Below are 17,474 nucleotides of genomic sequence, written 5' to 3' on the forward strand. Positions count from 1 at the left end.
CCGCCGGTAACGGAGACGAATGCTGCCGGATGGACGGAGCCCCGCCGATACGCGCGCCCCAGGCGACTGTTTGACCCCTTCAGGGTAATTTAATCCGCCCCGAGGAGCGGGCTACGCCCGCAGGCCCGGGCAGAGTCCCTGGTCACGCGAAGGGGGCGGGCGGGGGACAAGCACCCCACCCGCCCCCACCCGCAAGCGTCACGTCGTCGTGCGACGCCGCCGTCCGCCGGGACGCCGTTCCGACGGGCGCGTCACGTGCTCGCCCGCCTCCACGGCCGCCGCCCGCCGCCGCGCGCCGAACTCCGCGAGCGCCTCGGCCAGCTTGTGCACCGACGGCTCGGGCGACAGGACGTCGACCCGCAGCCCGTGCTCCTCCGCGGTCTTCGCGGTCGCGGGGCCGATGCACGCGATCACGGTCACGTTGTGCGGCTTGCCCGCGATGCCGACGAGGTTCCGCACGGTGGACGACGACGTGAACAGCACCGCGTCGAAACCGCCGCCCTTGATCGCCTCGCGCGTCTCGGCCGGCGGCGGCGACGCACGCACGGTCCGATAGGCGGTCACGTCGTCGACCTCCCACCCGAGTTCGATGAGGCCCGCGACCAGCGTCTCGGTCGCGATGTCGGCACGCGGCAGGAAGACGCGGTCAATCGGGTCGAAGACCGGGTCGTACGGCGGCCAGTCCTCCAGCAGCCCGGCCGCGGACTGCTCACCGCTCGGCACGAGGTCCGGCTTGACACCGAAGTCCACCAGCGCGGCCGCCGTCTGCTCGCCGACCGCGGCGACCTTGATCCCGGCGAAGGCGCGGGCGTCGAGCCCGTACTCCTCGAACTTCTCCCGCACGGCCTTCACGGCGTTCACCGAGGTGAAGGCGATCCACTCGTAGCGTCCGGTCACGAGTCCCTTGACCGCGCGCTCCATCTGCTGCGGCGTACGCGGCGGCTCCACCGCGATCGTCGGCACCTCGTGCGGCACCGCGCCGTAGGAACGAAGCTGGTCGGAGAGCGAGGCCGCCTGCTCCTTCGTACGCGGGACGAGCACCTTCCAGCCGAACAGCGGCTTGGACTCGAACCACGCGAGCTGGTCGCGCTGGGCGGCGGCGCTGCGCTCACCGACCACGGCTATGACCGGCTGGTGTCCCTCGGGGGACGGCAGCACCTTCGCCTGCTTCAGCGTCTGCGCGATGGTGCCGAGCGTCGCGGTCCAGGTGCGCTGGCGCGTCGTCGTACCGGCGACCGTGACGGTCAGCGGGGTGTCGGGCTTGCGGCCCGCGGCGACCAGTTCACCGGCTGCGGCGGTGACCGTCTCCAGCGTCGTGGAGACGACGACCGTGCCGTCGCTCGCGCCGACCTCGGTCCAGCACCGGTCGGACGCGGTGCGGGCGTCGACGAAACGGACGTCGGTGCCCTGCTCGTCACGGAGCGGGACACCGGCGTACGCGGGCACGCCGACGGCCGTCGCCACACCGGGCACGACCTCGAAGGGGATCCCCGCGGAGGCGCACGCGAGCATCTCCCGGCCGGCGTCGGTGTCCATGCCCGGGTCGCCGGTCACCGCACGGACGACCCGCTTGCCGCCCCTCGCGGCCTCCATGACAAGATTGGCCGCATCCCTGAGGACCGGGATCCCGGCGGATGCTGACGCGTCGTCAACGACCGTCAGCTCAGGCGTGCTCACGCCTGCCCGCGCATGGCCGCGAACGACATCGAGGACAGCGGGCTCGGCGATCAGCACGTCCGCGCCGGCGAGCGCCTCGACGGCGCGCAGGGTCAGCAGACCGGGGTCGCCGGGACCGGCACCCAGGAAGGTGACGTGCCCGTGTGCCGCGAGGGCCGGAAGGTTCGAGGTGGTGGGGCTCAAAGTGCTCGCTCCCCCATAAGACCGGCCGCACCCTTGGCGAGCATCTCGGACGCGAGTTCGCGACCGAGCGCGATGGCGTCGCCGTGCGACGTGGGTACGGGACCGGTGGTGGACAGCTGCACCAGCGCGGAGCCGTCGGTCGTGCCGACGACCCCCCGCAGGCGCATTTCGGTGGCATCCTGGCCGTCGGCCAGCAGGTCGGCCAGCGCACCCACGGGTGCGGAGCAGCCGGCCTCCAGGGCGGCGAGCAGGGAACGCTCGGCGGTCACGGCGGCCCGTGTGTGCGGGTCGTCGAGTCCACTGAGCGCGGCGACGAGATCCGCGTCGGACGCGGAGCACTCGATCGCCAGGGCCCCCTGGCCGGGGGCGGGCAGGACGAAGTCGACCGACAGGAAGTCGGTCACCTCGTCGATCCTGCCTATGCGGTGGAGTCCGGCAGCGGCGAGCACGACGGCGTCGAGCTCCCCGTTCCGTACGTATCCGATCCGGGTGTCGACGTTTCCGCGGATCGGCACGGTCTCGATGCGCAGCCCGTGGGAGCGGGCGTACGCGTTCAGCTGCGCCATGCGGCGCGGCGAACCGGTGCCGACGCGGGCGCCGTCCGGCAGTTCGTGGAAGGTCAGGCCGTCGCGGGCGACGAGCGCGTCGCGCGGGTCCTCCCGCTCGGGGGTCGCGGCCAGCGTCAGACCCTCGTGCGGCGTGGTGGGGAGGTCCTTCAGCGAGTGGACGGCGAAGTCCACCTCGCCGCGGAGCAGCGCGTCGCGCAGGGCCGCGACGAACACGCCCGTGCCGCCGATCTGCGCCAGGTGCTCGCGCGAGACGTCCCCGTAGGTCGTGATCTCGACGAGCTCGACGTCGCGGCCGGTCAGCCGGCGCACCGCCTCCGCCACGTGCCCGGACTGGGCCATGGCGAGCGTGCTGCGCCTGGTCCCGAGCCTCAGTGCCCTCTCGGTCATACTCGCCCTCGGTTCTTGACGTCTGCGTCATTCAGGTCGGCCCGGCTGACGGAGGCGACCGTCTCCGGGTCGAGGTCGAAGAGGGTCCGCAGCGCGTCCGCGTACCCGGCGCCGCCGGGCTCGCTGGCGAGCTGCTTGACCCGCACCGTGGGCGCGTGCAGGAGCTTGTCCACCACGCGGCGCACGGTCTGGGTGATCTCGGCGCGCTGCTTCTCGTCGAGGCCGGTGAGCCGGCCGTCGAGACGGGCCATCTCGCTGGAGACCACGTCGGCGGCCATGGTGCGCAGGGCGACCACGGTCGGGGTGATGTGGGCGGCCCGCTGGGCCGCGCCGAAGGCGGCGACCTCGTCGGAGACGATCGAGCGGACCTGGTCCACGTCGGCGGCCATGGGCGCGTCGGCCGAGGCCTCGGCGAGCGACTCGATGTCCACGAGCCGTACCCCGGCGAGGCGGTGGACGGCTGCGTCGATGTCCCGGGGCATGGCCAGGTCGAGCAGCGCGAGCCGGACGGGGCCGTTGCCGTCGGCGTGCACGGTGGCCGTGCGGGCCGAGGCGGCGCGGGTGCGGGAGGCGTTGTCGACCCAGGCGCCGTGCTGCGCGAGGGAGTCGTCGAGCCCGACGGGGCACTCGGAGCCTGGGGCAACGTCCGTACCGCCGATACCGGCGCCGCTTCCCGCGAGGGCCGCCGCCTCGGCGGCGGGCAGGTCCGTCACCCGTACGGCGGCGGTGTCCCCGTGTCCGGCGTCCGCCGCCCCTGCGCGGTCCGCGCCCGCGGAGTCGCCGGACCGGTCGGCGCCCTCGACCGAGGGAGCGGCCAGGTCGTCCGCGCGGCCCGGCAGTTCGGTCACGCGGCCGTCGCGTGCCGCCACCGCGGCCAGACGGGCGACCACGCTGCCCTCGGGGGCACGCAGGTCCCTGCCCGGGGCGGCCTCGGGCACCACGTGCTGCGCGAGCGCCGTGGCGACGGCTTCGGCCGTCAGGACCAGACCCGTCGCGCCGGTGCAGGAGACGGCCACGTCGGCACGTGTCAGTTCGTCGGCGACGGACGCCATCGGCACCGCGTGGGCGCGCACGCCGCCCGACTCGGACAGGGCCGCGGCCAGCCGCTCCGCTCGCTCCGTCGTCCGGTTGGCGATGACCAGTTCGCGTACGCCAAGGCGCGCCAGCGTCGTCGCGGCGAGCGACGACATCGAGCCTGCGCCGATCACGAGGGCGCGCTTGTCCGCGGCCCACGCCTCGACGGACCCGCCCGTGGCGAGCTGTTCGAGACCGAAGGTGACGAGCGACTGCCCGGCCCGGTCGATCCCGGTCTCGCTGTGGGCGCGCTTGCCGACGCGCAGCGCCTGCTGGAACAGGTCGTTGATCAGCCGTCCCGCGGTGTGCAGCTCCTGCCCGCGTGCGAGGGCGTCCTTGATCTGGCCGAGGATCTGGCCCTCGCCGACGACCATGGAGTCCAGGCCGCAGGCCACCGAGAAGAGGTGGTGGACGGCCCGGTCCTCGTAGTGCACGTACAGATAGGGGGTGAGCTCCTCGAGCCCGACCCCGCTGTGCTGGGCGAGCAGCGTGGACAGCTCGGCGACGCCGGCGTGGAACTTGTCCACGTCCGCGTACAGCTCGATGCGGTTGCAGGTGGCGAGGACCGTCGCCTCGGTGGCGGGCTCCGCCGCGAGGGTGTCGTGCAGCAGCTTGACCTGCGCATCGACGGACAGCGAGGCACGCTCCAGCACGCTCACGGGAGCGCTGCGGTGGCTCAGACCGACGACGAGGAGACTCATACCGGCATCACGGCGGGCATGTCCCCGTCGGGTCCCTTCCGGCCGGTGGTCTCGGCCTCTTCGCCGGCCTTCCGCTGCTCGTGGAAGGCGAGGATCTGCAGCTCGATCGAGAGGTCGACCTTGCGCACGTCGACACCGTCCGGCACGGACAGCACGGTGGGGGCGAAGTTGAGGATGGAGCTGACGCCGGCCGCGATCAGGCGGTCGCACACCTGCTGGGCGGCGCCGGCCGGCGTCGAGATGACCCCGATGGAGACCCCGTTGTCCCGGATGATCTTCTCGAGCTCGTCCGTGTGCTGGACGGGGATCCCGGCGACGGGCTTGCCGGCCATGGTCGGGTCGGCGTCGATCAGCGCGGCGACCCGGAAACCGCGGGAAGCGAAGCCGCCGTAGTTGGCGAGGGCGGCGCCGAGGTTACCGATACCGACGATGACGACCGGCCAGTCCTGCGTCAGACCGAGCTCGCGGGAGATCTGGTAGACGAGGTACTCGACGTCGTACCCGACACCCCGGGTCCCGTACGAGCCGAGGTACGAGAAGTCCTTGCGCAGCTTCGCGGAGTTGACGCCCGCGGCGGCGGCCAGCTCCTCGGACGAGACCGTGGGCACGGAACGCTCCGAGAGCGCCGTCAGGGCGCGCAGGTACAGCGGAAGCCGGGCGACGGTTGCCTCGGGGATTCCTCGGCTACGGGTCGCCGGTCGGTGATTTCGGCCAGTTGCCACGGTGCTCCTGCGGGATGAGCGAGGCTGCAGGCGGCCGTGTGTCCCAAGACCGCCCCGTCGAATGCAGGCTATGTCTTTGTGAACGCGTGCACAAAGATTGTGTCCGCTTTGTCCGTGCAAAGTGACCGGGGTCACGCGATCCGGTGGCCGGATCCCGGAACCGCGGACCACCCCGGTCCGTTGAGGCGCCGTAGGGGGCAAAGCCGTACACACTCCTTACGATCTACGCCCCCGAGACCGCCTGGCTCCGCCCACTCTGCCGTGTCACGGCCCACCCCGGAAGAGGCGTGCGCGGCGGAGGAATCCAAGCAAAACGACCATGATGTTACCCGCCTTCCACGGCGTCAGCTCCCGAGCGCGCGCCGCAGCCGGTCGGGGTCCACACGCCAGAAGGTGTGCTGCTCCCCGTCCACCAGGACGACCGGGATCTGCTCCCAGTAGGCGCGGTGCAGTTCGGTGTCCTGGTTGATGTCCTTCTCCTCCCAGGAGGCACCGGTCTCGGCGCAGACCGTCCGGACCACGGCCCGCGCGTCGTCGCACAGATGGCACCCGGGCTTGCCGATGAGCGTCACCACACGCTCCTCCGGCCTCTTCTTCGTTCGCCGCAGCACAGGACTCATGGGCCCATTCTCGCCCGGTCGCCGCCGCCGCGTTTAACAGCGCGGTCGCACAGAGTTCACGCCGTGGCATCACGGTGTGTCGGGAAGTCCCGAACGGACTGGCTATGCTCACGACATGGCCGCTCTGGGATGGCTCACCCCGCGTAGGCGCTCCGCCACCGCTCGCAGCGTGCTGGCGGGCGAAGCCGCAGCCGAGGCAGCGCGCAAGTCCTCGCAGACCATCGAGGCGCTCGAAGCCCTCGAGGAAGGGCCCGGTGCCCGGGAACCGGAGTTCCCGGTCGCGGGCGACGTCCGCGCCGCCGCGTTCTTCGACCTCGACAACACCGTGATGCAGGGCGCGGCGATCTTCCACTTCGGCCGCGGCCTGTACAAACGGAAGTTCTTCCAGCGCCGCGAACTGGCGCGGTTCGCCTGGCAGCAGACGTGGTTCCGGCTGGCGGGCGTCGAGGACCCGGACCACATGCAGGACGTCCGCGAGTCGGCCCTGTCCATCGTCAAGGGCCACCGGGTCTCGGAGCTGATGAGCATCGGCGAGGAGATCTACGACGAGTACATGGCGGACCGCATCTGGCCGGGGACCCGGGCGCTGGCCCAGGCGCACCTGGACGCGGGCCAGAAGGTCTGGCTGGTCACGGCAGCGCCGGTCGAGACGGCGACGATCATCGCCCGCCGGCTGGGGCTGACCGGCGCGCTCGGGACGGTCGCCGAGTCGGTCGACGGCGTGTACACGGGCAAACTGGTCGGCGAGCCGCTGCACGGCCCGGCGAAGGCGGAGGCGGTACGGGCGCTGGCGGCGGCGGAGGGCCTGGACCTGTCCCGCTGCGCGGCGTACAGCGACAGCCACAACGACATCCCGATGCTGTCGCTGGTCGGCCACCCGTACGCGATCAACCCGGACACGAAGCTGAGGAAGCACGCGCGCGAACGCGACTGGCGCCTGCGGGACTACCGGACGGGCCGCAAGGCGGCGAAGGTCGGCATCCCGGCGGCAGCGGGCGTGGGAGCGCTGGCCGGCGGCACGGCAGCAGCAGTGGCCCTCCACCGCCGCCGCCGCTGACCCCCACGCCGGCACGGGACGGGACCCCGTCCACCCCGGTCACCGCCGGCGGCACGGGGCCACATCCAGCCCCGCCGGCGTCTGCGGCACAGAGCCATGTCCAGCCCGTCGGCGCCTGCAGCACGGGGTCGCCCGCCGGAGGCTGCGACACGGGGGCATATCCAGCCCGCCGGCGTCTGCGACGACAGGGCCACATCCAGCCCCGCCGGCGATTGAGGCGCGGGGCCCGGGACAGCGCCCCGCAGGCCCGCCGCACACACCAGCCGCACCCGCACCCGGACCGCCGAGCACGACCAGGCCCATCGCGTCTGCGGCACCATGCCCTCATCCAGCCGGTCGGCGTCTGCGGCACAGGGCCACATCCAGCCCCGCCGGCGATTGAGGCGCGGGGTCCGGGGCAGCGCCCCGCAGGCCCGCCGCACACACCAGCCACACCCGCACCCGGACCGCCGAGCACGACCAGGCCCATCGCGTCTGCGGCACCATGCCCTCATCCAGCCGGTCGGCGTCTGCGGCACAGGGCCACATCCAGCCCCGCCGGCGATTGAGGCGCGGGGTCCGGGGCAGCGCCCCGCAGGCCCGCCGCGCACACCAGCCGCACCCGCACCGGAGGGCTCCCGCCGCGACCAGCCTCGCCGCGAGGAACGAGGCCAACCCCGGCCCCGCCGGCGACTGAGGCGCGAGGCCAAGGACGCAGTCCCCGGGCACCGCCGCGCGCCCCCGCGTGTCGGCACGCATTCCGCCGTTTTTACTCCTGCACACCCCCGGCCAGTCCCGTTCCCCCGCCGCGACCACAAGTCACCCCGGGATCAGACACTTCACGAAGCAATTCGATCAACAACCGCTCACAATGTGCCACCTGATCAGTCGTCAACTCATAACAGAAGCGCCGGAAACGACGATTTGAGCAACTCGGTGTAGCGCTGCCTGTACGAAGCGTTATTCTCCTCAGACGCACGACGGACCCCACCAGTCATCACGACGGGTGAACGGTCCCGCACTGCACGTGATGGAAGCTCTGCCTCTGGGAGTCCCGTGTACCCACACGTCGGGGTTGACGCCTCGGGCCTGGCTACGCTGCGCGCAGCGGTCCTCGACCACCTGCGCGGCTTTGTCCCCACCGCGTACGCCGTCCCCGCACTCGCCACGTCCGGCCTCGCCGTCAGCGGCCCGGCCGCCCCCTGCTATGCCCTGGCCGACGGCATTCCGAACGGCATGCAGAGGGGATCGGCCCGCAGCGCCGTCGATGACGGGCGGCGCCAGGGCGACGGGCGGAGCGCCGTCGGCAGACGGGGCGGTCGCGGCGGCTCCGGCGCCGCCACCGCCCGCCGGCCCACCGCCGACAGCGACAGCGCCCGCATGATGGAGCTCGTCGAGCGCGCCCAGGCGGGCGAGGCCGAGGCTTTCGGGCGGCTCTACGACCAGTACAGCGACACCGTCTACCGCTACATCTACTATCGCGTCGGCGGCAAGGCGACCGCCGAGGACCTGACCAGCGAGACGTTCCTCAGGGCGCTGCGCAGGATCTCCACCTTCACCTGGCAGGGGCGCGACTTCGGCGCCTGGCTCGTGACGATCGCCCGCAACCTGGTCGCCGACCACTTCAAGTCGAGCCGCTTCCGCCTTGAGGTGACCACCGGCGAGATGCTCGACGCCAACGAGGTCGAGCGCAGCCCGGAGGACTCCGTCCTGGAGTCCCTGTCGAACGCCGCACTGCTCGAAGCCGTACGCAAGCTCAACCCCCAGCAGCAGGAGTGCGTCACCCTCCGCTTCCTCCAGGGCCTGTCCGTCGCCGAGACCGCCAGGGCCATGGGCAAGAACGAGGGCGCGATCAAGACGCTGCAGTACCGAGCCGTCCGCACCCTCGCCCGCCTGCTCCCCGACGACGCACGCTGAACCCCCCTCACGCGTAACCCCCCTCTTTCCGACCCGTACCCAACTCACCGTCGGTGACGCCTCGATGACGCACTGGTCCGATCATCTTTCGCGCGTAACCCAAGTGCCGCGCCGCTCGTTGTGCGGAATGCAGACTCCCTGTGGACACGCCATGCCCGCAGACACTCACTCTTTCGTGTGGATGTGCTCAAGGCGTGCAACCTTCCAGACGCCCAGGGGAGTCGATCGTCATGACGAGAGGAGGTGCCGCCAGTGATCGCGAACGTTTCGGCGCACCGGCGGGCGAGCGCCTTCGCCCAGGCCTTGGAAGACCAGGCGGCCGATCAGCAGGCGGAGTCGGTCGAATCGACCGAGCACGAAAGGCTGTTGAGTCTGGCTCACGGCCTCGGCGAGCTGCCGAAGCCGGAGCTGGACCCCGAGGTCAAGGTGGTGCAGCGGGCACAGCTCGTGGCCGCCATGGAAGCGATGTTCCAAGAAGGCACCGCGCAGGGCGGTGCGTCCGCGGGCCCTACGGTGCCGGAGCAGCGGACCCACGGCCGCGGTGCCCACCGGGCCTCCCGGCTCCGGAAGTTGCGGCCGCGCTCCCGCTGGTCGAAAGGGCTCGCGGCCGGCGGCCTGACCGTCGGTGTGGCCGCGGGCGCCTTCAGCGGGGTGGCCGCTGCCAGTTCCGACGCCCTGCCCGGTGACTCGCTGTACGGGCTGAAGCGCGGCATGGAGGACCTCAAGCGCGGCATGGCGGACGACGACTCCGCCCGCGGCGAGCTCTACCTCGACCAGGCGTCCACGCGCCTGAGCGAGGCCCGCCGCCTGATGGAGCGGGGCCGCTCCGGTCAGCTGGACCACGAATCGCTCGGCGAGGTCCGCCGCACGCTCACCGGCATGCGGCACGACGTCAGCGAGGGCCACCGACTGCTCAGCGCCGCCTACCAGCGCGACGGCTCGCTCGGCCCGATCGCCACGCTCAACGCCTTCTCCCGCTCCCACCGGCACACATGGGACGGACTGCGCGATCGGCTTCCCGCCCAGCTCACCGACGTCGGCGAAGAGGTCAGTTCGGCGTTCGACGCCATAGACCGGCAGGTCGGGCCGCTGGAGTCGCTGCTGCCGCGCGCACCCGAGACCGACGACCGCAGCTCGCAGAGCGCGGACGTTCCCGGGGACGAGGGGCGCACCGCGGGGCCGGGCAGCAGACCGTCCGCGCCCGACGCGGGCGGCGGTCACACGGGCGAGGACAGCAGCCCCCGCCCGTCCGGCTCCAGCTCCGCTGCCGACGACGGGCTGCTCGGCGGGAACACCGGCGGCCTGTTCGACCCGCCGGCGCAGGACGCCGACCCGTCCGCGTCCGGCCAGCACTCGGAGTCGACTGCTCCGGACGTCACCCTGCCGCCCCTGCTGCCGGGAATCCTCCCGGGCCTCGGTCTCGGCAGCGACGACGAATAGGACCGACGTCACAGGACACGCGTGTGTGGGCTCAGAAGAAGACGGCTCAGAAGAAGACGGAGCGGCGCTGCACCAGCAGCTTGTACAGCGTGTGCTGGATCTGCTCGCGCACCTGGTCGGTCAGGTTGAACATCAGCATCGGGTCCTCCGCCGCCTCCGCCGGATACCCGTCCGTCGCGATCGGCTCGCCGAACTGGATCGTCCACTTCGTCGGCAGCGGCACCGCCCCCAGCGGCCCCAGCCACGGGAAGGTCGGGGTGATCGGGAAGTACGGGAAGCCCAGCAGCCTCGCCAGCGTCTTCGCGTTGCCGATCATGGGATAGATCTCCTCCGCCCCGACGATCGAGCACGGCACGATCGGCACGCCCGCCCGCAGCGCCGTCGACACGAAGCCGCCGCGCCCGAACCTCTGGAGCTTGTACCGCTCGCTGAACGGCTTCCCGATGCCCTTGAATCCCTCCGGCATCACCCCGACGACCTCGCCGCCCTGGAGCAGCCGCTCCGCGTCCTCCGCGCACGCGAGCGTGTGCCCGGCCTTGCGCGCCAGCTCGTTCACCACCGGCAGCATGAACACGAGGTCGGCCGCGAGCAGCCGCAGGTGGCGTCCGGCCGGGTGGTGGTCGTGGACGGCGACCTGCAGCATCAGCCCGTCCAGCGGCAGCGTCCCCGAGTGGTTGGCCACCACCAGGGCGCCGCCCTCCGAGGGGATGTTCTCGATGCCCTTCACCTCGACGCGGAAGTACTTGTCGGCCAGCGGCCGCAGGAGCGACATCAGGACGTGGTCGGTCAGCTCGGCGTCGTATCCGAACTCGTCGACCTCGTAGTCACCGGTCAGCCGCCGGCGCAGGAACGCCAGTCCGCCCGCGATCCGGCGGTCCCAGGTCCCCCCGCCCGCCGGTGCCCGCTCCCCGGCGGCCGTTTCGCCGGCTGCCCCGACGACGGCCCGCTCCGGCAGCGGGCGCACGGCGGCGTCCCGTACGGCCGCCTCCGGCACCGCCGCCTCACGCACCGCCGGCTCCGGCGCCTCGCGCACCACGGTGTCGCCCGCCGCGGCCGGGTCGGCCTTGCGGCGCGCGGGCCCGCCGGGGCGCCGCCGCGCCGGTCGCTGCGCACCACCGCGCGAACGGTCGTCGTCGAACGGAATGACCTTGGCGTCCGCCATCGTTGGCTGCGCTCCTTATCCGGGCCCCTCGGGGCTCATCCGGCGCTGTGCGTCGTCTCGCCGCGCGTCGTCTCACCGGTCGTCGTCTCCACGGTGGGCCCCGCACCCCGGCCGACGGGCAGCGCCGCCGCGATGCGGTCCACGGCCCTGGCCACGGACTCGGGCGGCAGCAGCCCCGGAGCCCGGCTGCGCGCGAAGTCCGCGAACGTCTCGGCGGTCGTGAACCGCGGACGGAACCCCAGTGTCTCGCGCATCTGGACCGTGCTGACCACCCGGCCGTGGGTGAGCAGCCGGATCTGCTCCGGCGAGAAGTCCGTGACGCCGACCGTGCGCAGCGCGGAGCCGACCCAGGTGACGGCGGGCAGCAGCACCGGCATCGTCGGCCGCCCCAGCCGCCTGGAGCACTGGGAGAGCGTCAGCACGCCGTCGCCCGCGATGTTGAACGTGCCGCTGTTCAGCGTCCCGCGGCGCGGTTCGTGCAGCGCGATCCGCAGCACGTCGATGACGTCGTCCTCGTGGACGAACTGCAGACGCGGGTCGTAGCCGAAGACGGTCGGCATGACGGGCAGGGAGAAGAACTCGGCCAGCGGCGAGTCGGCGCAGGGCCCGAGGATGTTCGCGAACCGCAGGACGCACACCGCCACGTCGGGGCGTCGCCGCGCGAACCCGCGCACGTACCCCTCGACCTCCACGGCGTCCTTCGCGAAGCCGCCGCTCGGCAGCGACTTGGGCGGGGTGGTCTCCGTGAAGACGGCGGGGTCGCGCGGAGCCGAGCCGTACACGCTCGTACTGGACTTGACCACCAGGCGCTTGACCGTGGGCGACTTCTGGCAGGCGCCCAGCAGCTGCATGGTGCCGATGACGTTGGTCTCCTTGACGGCCGTGCGGCCGCCGGCGCCCAGCGGCGTACCCGTCACGTCCATGTGCACGACCGTGTCGACGGCGTGCTCGGCCAGGACGCGCGCGATGGCCGGCTGACGGATGTCGGCGCGGACGAATTCGGCCCCGCCCAGATGATGTCCGGGTCCCACCGCGTCGACGCCGATCACGCGGTCCACCTCGGGATCGCGCTGGATGCGCCGCACGAGACGGCCGCCGAGCTGCCGGGCCACACCGGTGACGAGCACGACCTTGCCCAAGATCAGCGCCTTCCCCTAGGTCCAGGTCCTGGCGTCACCGTAGCGCGTCGGTGTTGCGCTGTGATGACCGCACGGCGCACTTTTGCCACGAGCTTCCTTCTCCCGCCCCCACTTCTCGTCCACACCGGCCCCACAACGCACCTCGGCCCTTCCACCGGGCTGGTGGAAGGGCCGAGAACACACGTCCAGCTGTCGCTTACTTCTTGTTGCGACGCTGAACGCGGGTGCGCTTGAGCAGCTTGCGGTGCTTCTTCTTCGCCATCCGCTTGCGCCGCTTCTTGATAACAGAGCCCACGACTACCCTCGCTCACTTCTCTTCACTCGGTGCGGGGCGTCTGGGCCCACACGACCTACGTCGGCCTAGCCTACCCGCCAGAGCGCCGAGCCCGTAATCCGAGGGCGACCGTCCCGTTCCCCGTTACGCGGATTCCACCCCCACGAAGGATTCGCGGAGATACTCGTGCACCGCTTGCTCCGGTACCCGGAAGGACCTCCCCACCCGGATCGCCGGCAGATGACCGCTGTGCACCAAGCGGTACACGGTCATCTTCGACACCCGCATCACCGAGGCAACTTCCGCCACGGTAAGGAACTTGACCTCGTTGAGAGGCCTCTCGCTGCCAGCAGCCATGACCCACCTGTACCTTCCGCACCCGACGCGTACCGGCTTCCCCTCCGGTGACTCTTCGTCGCTGTGCGCTCACTGCCCAGACTAGGGGCGGGTGGTGCGAGTGGGGAAGAGGAGCTGCAATCGGCCGCCTACTGTGACAGACACGCTCGATTGAGTACATAGCGCGTCAGAGGCCGGTAGTACTCCGGCCGAACGGCGTCATCAAGCGGAACGGCGACCGACACCCGCCCCTCCGCCTCGCCGACGAACAGCGCGGGATCGTCCGTGTCCGCGAGGCCGATGGCCTCGATCCCCAGCTGACCTGCCCCGCAGACCCAGCCATGGTCTCCGACGACGAGCCCGGGCAGGGGCCCGCCCGCGTCCGCGGCGGCCTGGAGCGCGACCCTGACCGGCAGAGGGGAATGGCTGTGCGCACCCGCCCCGCCCGCTCCCTTCTCGTGCAGCGAGGCCACCCCCCGTACGTACACGAGCCGGTGCGTGCGTACGCCGAACCGGGTCGTTATGTCGATACATCTCCCCTGCGCAGGGGTGAGAACGGGACATCCCGCCGCCGACACCGCGTCTGCCAGGTCTGCGTAGAACCCCAGCAATCGCTGCGGGTGACCTGTGCCGAACAGCACGGGAGCCCGGCGCCGCACCGCATGCCCCAACCGCCCGGCGAACGCGTCCAGTGCACACAGCGTCAGCTCCGGGTCGATGACGTCGCCACCGGACACACACGCCGGATCGGCCGACACCCCGCATCTCCTGGACATCAGCGCGATCAGGTCCCGCTCGCTCCACGGCCACCGCGGATCGAGCCCGAGGGTCACCCGGGGGTCCCGCGCGGCGAAGGCGCGATAACTGCGCAGGCTCGCCTCACGCGAGGTCGCCACATCCCCCGCCAGCCCCGACGCCAGCAGATGCGCCCGCAGCTGTACCCGCAGCGTTCCGGTGCTCAACACCCTTCCGATGCTGACGCACCGGGCCCTGCCGCAGGCCGAAAACGCCTGTGGTCCGCACAGTCGGCGTAATCGCCCGTGCGGTGTCCCCCCGCTACGCGAGAAGCCCGCGCAGCGGGAACACGGCCCGACGCGTCGCCAGGATCGCCTGGTCGAGCCGGTCCGCCGGGTCGTAGCCGTCCTCCCAGGACCGCAGGCGCACCGGCCACCGGCCGTCCGTCATGCGCGCCGGCCCCAACTGGCGTGTCCGCGCGTACACCTCGTCGCGCCACGTCGAGGGGATCACCGACTCCGGGTCCACAGCCTGGTGCGCGGCGATACCCACGAGGTGCGTCCACGACCGGGGAACGACGTCCACGACCTCGTAGCCCCCGCCGCCGAGCGCCACCCACTTCCCGTCCGCGTGCGCGTGCGCGAGCTCGTGACACGCCTCCTGCACCGCACGCTGCGCGTCGAGCGACACCGCCAGATGAGCGAGCGGGTCCTCGAAGTGCGTGTCGGCGCCGTGCTGTGACACCAGCACCTGCGGCCGGAAGCCGGCCAGCAGCTCGGGCACCACCGCGTGGAACGCGCGCAGCCACCCCTCGTCGCCCGTCCCGGCGGGCAGCGCCACGTTCACCGCCGAGCCCTCGGCGGCTCCCGTACCGCCCGTCTCCTCCGGCCAGCCGGTCTGCGGGAACAGCGTGCGCGGATGCTCGTGCAGGGAGATCGTCAGCACGCGCGGGTCGTCCCAGAACGCCGCCTGGACGCCGTCGCCGTGGTGCACGTCCACGTCCACGTACGCGACCCGCTCCGCACCGAGCTCCAGCAGCCTGGCGATGGCCAGCGACGCGTCGTTGTAGATGCAGAACCCGGACGCGGCTCCCGGCATCGCGTGGTGCAGGCCGCCGGCGAAGTTCACGGCGTGCGCGGCATTCCCCCGCCACACCGCCTCGGCGGCGCCCACCGACTGGCCGGCGATCAGCGCCGACGCCTCGTGCATCCCCGCGAAGGCGGGATCGTCGACCGTGCCGAGCCCGTACGACTGGTCCGCGTGCGCCGGGTCCTCGGACGCCGCCCGCACCGCGGCCACATAGTCCTCGCGGTGCACGAGCCGGAGCGTCGAGTCACCGGCCGGCTTGGCCGCCACCACGTCCATGGCCCGGTCCAGCCCGTACGCCCGCACCAAACCCATGGTCAGCGCGAGCCGGACCGGATCCATCGGATGGCTGCTCCCGAAGTCATACTTCGTTACCGCCTCGTCCCACATCAACAACCCGCGGCCGCTCATGCCCGCCACCGTATCGGGCGGGCTGCGCCCCGAACGACCGGGCATACGCCGACGTGGCCAGCACCAGCACCATCGGCACCAGCATGGCGCCCCGGTAGCTCCACACGTCCCCCAGCGCCCCGACCAACGGCGAGCCGATCAGGAAGCCGACGTAGTTGAACACGTTGAGCCGCGCCACCGCCGCATCGCTGTTCCCCGGCGCCAGCCGGCCGGCCGCGGCGAACGTCTGCGGCACGATCACACACAGCCCGAAACCCAGCAGTGTGAACCCGAACACGCCGGCCCACGCGCCCGGCGCGCCCGCGACCACCGCGAACCCGGCCGCCGCCAGCACCGCCCCGCCCCGGACGACGCCGACGGCCCCGAAGCGCCGCACCGCGAGATCCCCGACGGCCCGTCCCACCAGCGTCGTCACCATGTACGCGTTGTACGGCACGGTCGCCAGCTCCTCGGAGCTCCCGAGAACGTCCTGCAGGTACTTCGCACTCCAGTTGGAGACGGTCGAGTCCCCGATGTACGCGAAGGTCATCACCAGACACAGCGGCGCCAGCACCTTGAACGCCACCCCGCCCTCGGCCGCCTCCGCCCGGCGGGGCCCGGGTCCCCGCTCGCCGTCGACGTACCACCGGCTCGCGGCGAGCACCGCCGGCACCAGGACCACGACCACCGGCAGATACGACACGGCCAGCGCGAGATCGAAGTGCGCCCCCGCCCACGCCAGCGACGCGCCCACGATCCCACCGAGGCTGTACGCCGCGTGGAACCCGAGCATGATGCTGCGCCCGTACGCCCGTTGGAGGCTGACGCCCAGCATGTTCATCGCGGCGTCGAGCGCACCGACGGCCAGCCCGAACACCCCGAGGCCGACGGCCACGTGCCACATCCGGTCGCCGGCGGCGACGCCGAGGAGCGAGACCAGCACGAGCGGCTGCGACCACCGCAGCAGCGCGCTCGCAGGCATCCGACGGACCATGCGCCCGGTCAGGACGCTGCCCAGCCCGGCGAGGATCGGCACGGCCGCGAGGAAGAGCGGCAGCAGCCCGTCGGATATCCCGTACCGGTCCTGCACGGCGGGGACACGCGTCACGAGCAGAGCGAACGCGACGCCCTGCGAGAAGAAGCCGAACGCCAGGGAGGCCCGCCCGTGGCTCAACCGCGCATCCGTCATGGCGGCACAGCGTACGGGCCGCAACTACCGGTGGGTAGACGCGTCACACGAGCAATGCGGGCAGCTCCGCCATCGAACCGAAGTACCCCTTGGCCCCGGCGAGTCCGTCGGCGGGCGTCATGGCGGTGAACCCGTACACGTCCATACCGGCGGCCAGGGCCGCCTGCACACCCAGGCTGCTGTCCTCGACGACGACGCACCGCTCGGGCGCCACCCCCATGCGAGCGGCGGCGTGCAGGAAGAGATCGGGCGCGGGCTTCCCCCGGCCCACGTCCTGGGCACTGAACACGATGCCGTCGGTGAACCACCGGTCGAGCCCCGTCGTGCGGTGCCCGACGCGGATCCGCTCATGACTTCCGGAGGAGGCGACGCAGTACGGCACACCGTCGGCGGTGAGCTTCTCCAGAACGTCCGTGACGCCGTCGACGGCGGCCAACTCCCGCGCGAAGGCGGCGAAGACGCGCGCGTGCAGCGTCTCGTCGAAGTCCGTCGGCAGCGCCTGCCCGGTCCTCTCCCTGATCAGGTCGTGGACGCGATGGACTGCGGCGCCCATGTAGTCGCGCAGGGATTCCTCGTACGTGGTGGGGTGGCCGAGTTCGGTGAGATACCCGGCGAGGATGGTGTTGGAGAGGGGCTCGCTGTCGACGAGCACGCCGTCGTTGTCGAAGATGACGAGGTCGTAGCGCATGGTGCCGACCCTATGCGACCCGTGAACGCAGGAAAGCCCCGGAACCGTGTTCCGGGGCTTTCCCACAATGATTGTTCGGCGGCGTCCTACTCTCCCACAGGGTCCCCCCTGCAGTACCATCGGCGCTGAAAGGCTTAGCTTCCGGGTTC

16 protein-coding genes and 1 rRNA gene are annotated in these 17,474 nt (G+C 71.9%); 3 read left to right on the forward strand and 14 right to left on the reverse strand.

Annotation, left to right across the window (positions count from 1 at the left end; translation table 11 throughout):
• Positions 1 to 198: 198 nt before the first annotated feature.
• The 5 genes from AB0K02_RS32640 to AB0K02_RS32660 all read right to left on the reverse strand — a co-directional run bounded on the left by AB0K02_RS32640 (position 199) and on the right by AB0K02_RS32660 (position 5,933).
• The gene (locus AB0K02_RS32640) at positions 199 to 1,860 is read right to left on the reverse strand and encodes a bifunctional uroporphyrinogen-III C-methyltransferase/uroporphyrinogen-III synthase (RefSeq protein ID WP_365996228.1); all 1,662 of its coding nucleotides are present in this window, start codon (positions 1,858 to 1,860) and stop codon (positions 199 to 201) included.
• A complete protein-coding gene (hemC, locus tag AB0K02_RS32645) occupies positions 1,857 to 2,816 on the reverse strand; it encodes a hydroxymethylbilane synthase (protein ID WP_365996230.1) in 960 nt (319 codons plus the stop codon). Before hemC ends, AB0K02_RS32640 begins: the two co-directional genes overlap by 4 nt.
• Positions 2,813 to 4,591, reverse strand: coding sequence for a glutamyl-tRNA reductase (locus AB0K02_RS32650; protein ID WP_365996232.1), 1,779 nt, complete (start codon positions 4,589 to 4,591; stop codon positions 2,813 to 2,815). The genes hemC and AB0K02_RS32650 overlap by 4 nt, the downstream gene beginning before the upstream one ends.
• Positions 4,588 to 5,313 (reverse strand): redox-sensing transcriptional repressor Rex, encoded by a 726-nt coding sequence (locus AB0K02_RS32655; RefSeq protein ID WP_365996233.1) that lies wholly within the window; start codon positions 5,311 to 5,313, stop codon positions 4,588 to 4,590. The genes AB0K02_RS32650 and AB0K02_RS32655 overlap by 4 nt, the downstream gene beginning before the upstream one ends.
• 344 nt (positions 5,314 to 5,657) lie before the next feature.
• A complete protein-coding gene (locus AB0K02_RS32660) occupies positions 5,658 to 5,933 on the reverse strand; it encodes a glutaredoxin family protein (protein ID WP_365996234.1) in 276 nt (91 codons plus the stop codon).
• A gap of 115 nt (positions 5,934 to 6,048) precedes the next feature.
• Between AB0K02_RS32660 and AB0K02_RS32665 the strand changes: the two genes are divergently transcribed.
• The 3 genes from AB0K02_RS32665 (at position 6,049) to AB0K02_RS32675 (ending at position 10,326) form a co-directional block, all read left to right on the forward strand.
• Entirely contained in the window at positions 6,049 to 6,990 is a 942-nt protein-coding gene (locus tag AB0K02_RS32665; RefSeq protein ID WP_365996235.1) for an HAD-IB family hydrolase, read from the forward strand.
• A gap of 1,035 nt (positions 6,991 to 8,025) precedes the next feature.
• Entirely contained in the window at positions 8,026 to 8,886 is an 861-nt protein-coding gene (locus tag AB0K02_RS32670; protein WP_365996236.1) for an ECF subfamily RNA polymerase sigma factor, BldN family, read from the forward strand.
• A gap of 252 nt (positions 8,887 to 9,138) precedes the next feature.
• On the forward strand, positions 9,139 to 10,326 hold the full coding sequence (locus AB0K02_RS32675; RefSeq protein ID WP_365996237.1) for a DUF5667 domain-containing protein: 1,188 nt from the start codon (positions 9,139 to 9,141) through the stop codon (positions 10,324 to 10,326).
• A 46-nt stretch (positions 10,327 to 10,372) separates the two neighbouring features.
• Here AB0K02_RS32675 and AB0K02_RS32680 read toward each other — a convergent pair whose 3' ends face one another.
• From AB0K02_RS32680 to rrf, 9 genes are all read right to left on the reverse strand, one after another.
• Positions 10,373 to 11,488, reverse strand: a complete 1,116-nt coding sequence (locus AB0K02_RS32680; protein ID WP_365996238.1) for a lysophospholipid acyltransferase family protein — start codon at positions 11,486 to 11,488, stop codon at positions 10,373 to 10,375.
• Between the two features lie 35 nt (positions 11,489 to 11,523).
• Positions 11,524 to 12,627, reverse strand: a complete 1,104-nt coding sequence (locus AB0K02_RS32685; protein WP_365996239.1) for an NAD-dependent epimerase/dehydratase family protein — start codon at positions 12,625 to 12,627, stop codon at positions 11,524 to 11,526.
• Between the two features lie 196 nt (positions 12,628 to 12,823).
• Positions 12,824 to 12,922 (reverse strand): AURKAIP1/COX24 domain-containing protein, encoded by a 99-nt coding sequence (locus tag AB0K02_RS32690; protein ID WP_003948845.1) that lies wholly within the window; start codon positions 12,920 to 12,922, stop codon positions 12,824 to 12,826.
• Between the two features lie 123 nt (positions 12,923 to 13,045).
• Positions 13,046 to 13,258 (reverse strand): helix-turn-helix domain-containing protein, encoded by a 213-nt coding sequence (locus AB0K02_RS32695; protein ID WP_014046653.1) that lies wholly within the window; start codon positions 13,256 to 13,258, stop codon positions 13,046 to 13,048.
• 128 nt (positions 13,259 to 13,386) lie between these two features.
• Entirely contained in the window at positions 13,387 to 14,202 is an 816-nt protein-coding gene (locus tag AB0K02_RS32700) for a phosphatase (RefSeq protein WP_365996240.1), read from the reverse strand.
• A gap of 91 nt (positions 14,203 to 14,293) precedes the next feature.
• Entirely contained in the window at positions 14,294 to 15,469 is a 1,176-nt protein-coding gene (locus AB0K02_RS32705; protein WP_365996241.1) for an acetoin utilization protein AcuC, read from the reverse strand.
• Positions 15,420 to 16,637, reverse strand: coding sequence for an MFS transporter (locus AB0K02_RS32710; protein ID WP_365996242.1), 1,218 nt, complete (start codon positions 16,635 to 16,637; stop codon positions 15,420 to 15,422). Before AB0K02_RS32710 ends, AB0K02_RS32705 begins: the two co-directional genes overlap by 50 nt.
• A 43-nt stretch (positions 16,638 to 16,680) precedes the next feature.
• Positions 16,681 to 17,325, reverse strand: a complete 645-nt coding sequence (locus tag AB0K02_RS32715) for an HAD family hydrolase (protein WP_365996243.1) — start codon at positions 17,323 to 17,325, stop codon at positions 16,681 to 16,683.
• A 73-nt stretch (positions 17,326 to 17,398) separates the two neighbouring features.
• A 5S ribosomal RNA gene (gene rrf, locus AB0K02_RS32720) occupies positions 17,399 to 17,474 on the reverse strand; the annotation flags it as partial.

This window comes from Streptomyces sp. NPDC049597, from assembly GCF_040675505.1.
Taxonomy (GTDB): domain Bacteria; phylum Actinomycetota; class Actinomycetes; order Streptomycetales; family Streptomycetaceae; genus Streptomyces.

Excerpts from the sequence above, each read along its gene's own strand:
- hemC (WP_365996230.1), bottom strand. The coding sequence starts at position 2,816 with ATGACCGAGAGGGCACTGAGGCTCGGGACCAGGCGCAGCACGCTCGCC.
- AB0K02_RS32650 (WP_365996232.1), bottom strand. The coding sequence starts at position 4,591 with ATGAGTCTCCTCGTCGTCGGTCTGAGCCACCGCAGCGCTCCCGTGAGC.
- AB0K02_RS32660 (WP_365996234.1), bottom strand. The coding sequence starts at position 5,933 with ATGAGTCCTGTGCTGCGGCGAACGAAGAAGAGGCCGGAGGAGCGTGTG.
- AB0K02_RS32665 (WP_365996235.1), top strand. The coding sequence starts at position 6,049 with ATGGCCGCTCTGGGATGGCTCACCCCGCGTAGGCGCTCCGCCACCGCT.
- AB0K02_RS32680 (WP_365996238.1), bottom strand. The coding sequence starts at position 11,488 with ATGGCGGACGCCAAGGTCATTCCGTTCGACGACGACCGTTCGCGCGGT.
- AB0K02_RS32695 (WP_014046653.1), bottom strand. The coding sequence starts at position 13,258 with ATGGCTGCTGGCAGCGAGAGGCCTCTCAACGAGGTCAAGTTCCTTACC.
- AB0K02_RS32705 (WP_365996241.1), bottom strand. The coding sequence starts at position 15,469 with ATGAGCGGCCGCGGGTTGTTGATGTGGGACGAGGCGGTAACGAAGTAT.
- AB0K02_RS32710 (WP_365996242.1), bottom strand. The coding sequence starts at position 16,637 with ATGACGGATGCGCGGTTGAGCCACGGGCGGGCCTCCCTGGCGTTCGGC.
- AB0K02_RS32715 (WP_365996243.1), bottom strand. The coding sequence starts at position 17,325 with ATGCGCTACGACCTCGTCATCTTCGACAACGACGGCGTGCTCGTCGAC.